Below are 4070 nucleotides of genomic sequence, written 5' to 3'. Positions count from 1 at the left end.
CGTCCGGCTTCAGCACCCGCCGACACTCGGCGAAAATAGCGGCCATGCGCTCCCGGGAGTCCTGGTTGGCCAGCTCCGTGGGGGCCTGCTGACCGCGGAACTTGGCCGGGTTGGCGACCGCCTCGTGCTCCTTGTCAGTGAGTGCCCGGCGAAACAACTCCGGGTAGACATAGCCGGCGGTGCGCTTGAGCCAGACATAGAAGAAGTCCGACAGCTCCGCATACATCACATTATCGTAATAGGGCGGGTCCATCACCACCAGGTCCACGGCGCCGTCCGCCAGATGGTCCAGGCTGTCGCCGGACTTGCAGGTAATGGTTACCGGGGGCGGTTTGAAGGACGGCGCGGCGAACAGGTCCGCGTGACGGCTGTCTTTCTTTGCGGCCTTGACGTCGATGTCGGGGCGGACCAAATCCACCAGCTCGCCGATGCACTTGGCCGTTTGCTCGATGGCCCAGTCATAGCCCAGGCCGACGATGAGGGGGACCATTTCGGCGTAGGACCACTTGAACGCGAAGTTGTGGCTGTCGAAGGTGTTGACCATGACTTCTCGCGGGACATGCCAGCGTGTCATTCGCGAGTTGTAGTCGCGCAGCTTGTCCAGGGACAGCGCGAGGTAGGCGAAGGCAGCCTTGGTTACTTCGGTGAGCGCGCCCTTCGCCTCGTCCGCCGCCAGGAGTTCCCGATAGACTTCGACGCTGGTCGCATGGCAGTAGAGTTGGCGCGGAGAAAACAGGTCTTTCCAGGAGTGCATTCCATACATCCGGTGTCCCCGGTCGTAATTGGACGGATCGCCAATGGCCTCCGTCGGTATCAGGTCCAACGCCTCCCACTCCGGCATCTTCCCGGCCAGACGCTCCGTAATCAGGTTGGAGCAATCGTCCTCCGGCCGTGGCGCACGATAGGCACGTATCCATTTCTCGCGACGTTTGCCGGTCTTGGTGGTTGTCCAGGTCCGCCGCTTGTAGACCACCGTGTAGAGTTGATCGCCCATCTGGCCCGCCTGGGCCTGGCGCTTGACCTCGTCGCCGTCCACAACACGATCGCAGTCCGGGAAGGGGCAGTGGGCATCGCCGCCGGTGACGGTGCCGGCCGATTGATCCTTCGCACGACTGACGATCTCGAATCCGCAACGTCGCTGCCCGGCCTGGGTGTTGGGGTGCAGTCGCACGCCAGTCCCGTCAGATGCCAGGCGCCAGTTGGGTCCAAGCGGGATCAGCCCGTCGCAATAGGGGCAGGTGATGGTGCGAGTCCAGAGGTAACCGTCGGGGCGGCAATCCTCGGCGGGTTCAGATGGGAAGGCCCAGACCAGGCGTTCGCGTACTTGAACGGCTAATTCGGCGCCCAAGCGCTCGAAGGTCTCCTTGACCTCCAGACCGAACGCGAGCGGCCACTCCACGGTCGCGCGCAGGATTAGGGCAGCGACCGGGTTGAGGTCGTTGGCGACGGTCGTCAAGCCAAGCCGGGTCGCTTCGTAGGGAATACTGCCGCCGCCAGCCGTCGGGTCCAGGACCGCGGGGCCACAAATGCCCACACGCGCTGATTCATACCTCAGCCATTCTAAATCCTCTACCGACGGGAGGTACGTAAAGGCGCGGGGGTATCCATAGGCGTCCGCCCCCAAGCGCTCTCCCGCGCGATCCGCCTTGGCGATGCGAACCTTGGCCGCCACCGGGTCCCCATGAATCCCCAGCACATGCATGAACCGCTCCCGGTCCGCATCCGCCGGCAGCAATGCGGCCAGGATGGCGGCACGGGAGGCGACCAGCGGTCGGCGTGCCCACCAGACGTGCAGTCGATTGGGCGCCGGGAAGGGCGTCATGGGCGTGCGCTCGCGCAGGCCCTCCAAGCCGATCTCGGCGATGGGCAACCAGGTCTCGATCAGGCGTGTTGTCATGACGTGTGCAAACCGGGCTTAACCACCCTTTAACGGTCACTCAAATGCTCGCGCGCAAACCCACGCGCATTCTTTCCAAGGAAATGCGCAGAGAATGCGCACCGCTCATTTCAATGCGAGATCGCGACAGCTATTCGGCCACCAGACGTAAGGCCCTGTTCAGGACCGCATCGGACAGATACATCCCGCTGTCGCGCAGGCGCTCCAGAACCGGGCGCGCGGCAGTGAGTCGGCCGGCCCGCTTGGCGGCGAGGACCAGGCCAACGGTGCCGCGCAGCGTTAAGCCCAAGGCTTCGGCGCAACGGCGTCCGGCGAGGTCGTCGATGACTGCCGCGCTTCCGGGGAGGCCATCGCCAACTCCAGCACTGCGCTTTCCCCGGCACCCAGGTCCCAGGCCAGCACTCGTGCTGAAACGATCGGCACCGGCTGAACCTTCAGCCAGTCGTGCGCGTCGAGCGCTTGTGCGGTCGGGTCTTGGATGCCGTAGGCGCGAATCTCGCGCGCAACGGGCTCGGGCACCCAGACGGCAGGCGCCGCGTCTTGCAACAAGTGCAGTAATCCGGCCTCTGCCAGGTGAATCAACGGGGAGGTATTCACCACCAGCCGCAGATCCCGGCTGCTCATGGGGCGGCAGTCTCGCCGGGCTCGTCAATACCTAGTTCGCGCGCGAGGCTGTCGTCATCCACGGCAAAGACGTCCACGCCTTCGCGGGCCAGGGTATGAAGAAAATCGCGTCTGTTCATGCCCGCCAGCTCGGCCGCACGCTCTTGCGACATCAGGCCGCGCCCATACCAATGGATCGCCGCGGCCAGTTTCAACTCGCGTCCGAGTTCGGATGGCGAGCGCCGCAGAGCGGACAGCGCTGAATCGGGGATCGCCAGGGTCAGTGTCGGCATTGAGTTCCACCTCCGTGGGACAGGCAATGTATCCTGTCCCTCACATTTTGGGGGCGCCGACCGACGCCCGTGGTCGCACGCGACAGAAAAAGTCCCGCACGGGGCGTGGGCCTCGTCCGGCTCCACGGCCGGCGGCCTGCGACTTGGGCAGGATAGCCGCGGCGCCGGCTGCAGACACGGCAATCTTCGCCTACACTGATCGTTGTAACGGTTTGCGGCGACCTCGGGACCTGTGCCACCAGCCGCAAGCCTGGACGCTAGGGAGGCCCCTCTACCGCTCCCGCCTCCGACCAGCCCCATCATGCACCCCGCCGCGCTTGCCCTCAATCAAACCCGGCAGGACGGCCGCCGCGCGGATTGCCGCCGCGGGCGTCTTGGCCTAGACTGGCAGCGTAACGGTCGGTTGCGAGGTCGGGCCGTGGCGCACCAGCAACCGGCTTGGATCGGGGCGAGGCCCGCCCCTGATCCCGCCTCCCGTCCCACATTTCCCCACGCGTATTTTGCCGCAAATTCCGATGCTTGTTACCCACGAACGCGAAAAGCTGATCAACGCGATCCTGTACTTTGCCCACAATACAAGGTACCTGGGTAAGATCAAGCTGTTTAAGCTGCTATTTTTGCTCGACTTTGAGCATTTCCGGCAAACCGGGTGCAGCGTGGCCGGGCTGGAATACCGGGCCTGGAAATTCGGCCCGGTCCCCGTGCAGGTGATGCAGGAGTGGGACGACCCGGAGCCAGACTTAGCTGCCGCGATCTCCATCCAGCCGGTAAAGGTTATCGACTACGTTCGTGAGACTGTCGTGCCCCGAGTCCCGTTCGACGACAGCCACTTTACCAGGCGCGATCTGCGCATTATGGACGAGTTGGTAGCGCAGTACCGCGACACTTACTCGCCCACCATGATCGACGTTACCCATGCCGAGAATGGCGCATGGGCCAAGATTTGGCAGGACGGCGCGGGCATGAACGAGGCGATCCCCTATCCTCTGGGTTTGGACGATGACAGCCCGTCACGGGACGCTATCCTAGAGATCGCTGGCGAGTACGAGGCGATCCGCAAGCACCACGTTCATTTGATCTTGCGGTTAGCCAAGCCCCGAAGGGGCGCGACATACCAGCCCAGGGCAACGCCCTGGGTATGCAGCAAAACAGCGCCTAGCCCTGAAAGGGCGTGACATAAGGAACCCCGCCCCTATGTCACGCCCTTTCAGGGCTGGACTTGCGGATACCGTCAACCCAGGGCGTTGCCCTGGGCTGGTATGTATGACCCCGTTGGG

General features: G+C 64.0%; 5 protein-coding genes. 1 reads left to right on the top strand and 4 read right to left on the bottom strand.

What is annotated here, in order from left to right; all coding sequences use genetic code 11:
* The 4 genes from QZY48_RS31575 to QZY48_RS31560 form a co-directional block, all read right to left on the bottom strand.
* Window positions 1-1897: DUF1156 domain-containing protein (locus tag QZY48_RS31575; RefSeq protein ID WP_295438141.1), on the bottom strand; the 1897-nt coding region annotated here is incomplete at its 3' end.
* 130 nt (window positions 1898-2027) lie between these two features.
* Complete coding sequence (locus tag QZY48_RS31570) at window positions 2028-2186, bottom strand: DUF3368 domain-containing protein (RefSeq protein ID WP_295438140.1); 159 nt, start codon at window positions 2184-2186, stop codon at window positions 2028-2030.
* Window positions 2177-2521 (bottom strand): hypothetical protein, encoded by a 345-nt coding sequence (locus tag QZY48_RS31565; RefSeq protein WP_295438139.1) that lies wholly within the window; start codon window positions 2519-2521, stop codon window positions 2177-2179. Before QZY48_RS31565 ends, QZY48_RS31570 begins: the two co-directional genes overlap by 10 nt.
* The gene (locus QZY48_RS31560; protein WP_295438136.1) at window positions 2518-2793 is read right to left on the bottom strand and encodes a UPF0175 family protein; all 276 of its coding nucleotides are present in this window, start codon (window positions 2791-2793) and stop codon (window positions 2518-2520) included. The genes QZY48_RS31565 and QZY48_RS31560 overlap by 4 nt, the downstream gene beginning before the upstream one ends.
* Window positions 2794-3308: 515 nt before the next feature.
* On the opposite strand from QZY48_RS31560, the gene QZY48_RS31555 reads away from it, so the two are divergent.
* Complete coding sequence (locus QZY48_RS31555; protein ID WP_295438134.1) at window positions 3309-3968, top strand: Panacea domain-containing protein; 660 nt, start codon at window positions 3309-3311, stop codon at window positions 3966-3968.
* The last annotated feature ends 102 nt before the right edge of the window (window positions 3969-4070 follow it).

Origin of the sequence: uncultured Thiodictyon sp. (genome assembly GCF_903828115.1) — a bacterium.
GTDB lineage: Bacteria > Pseudomonadota > Gammaproteobacteria > Chromatiales > Chromatiaceae > Thiodictyon.
Note: the sequence above shows the minus strand (reverse complement) of the source record. Positions and strands in the feature narration are given on the sequence as shown.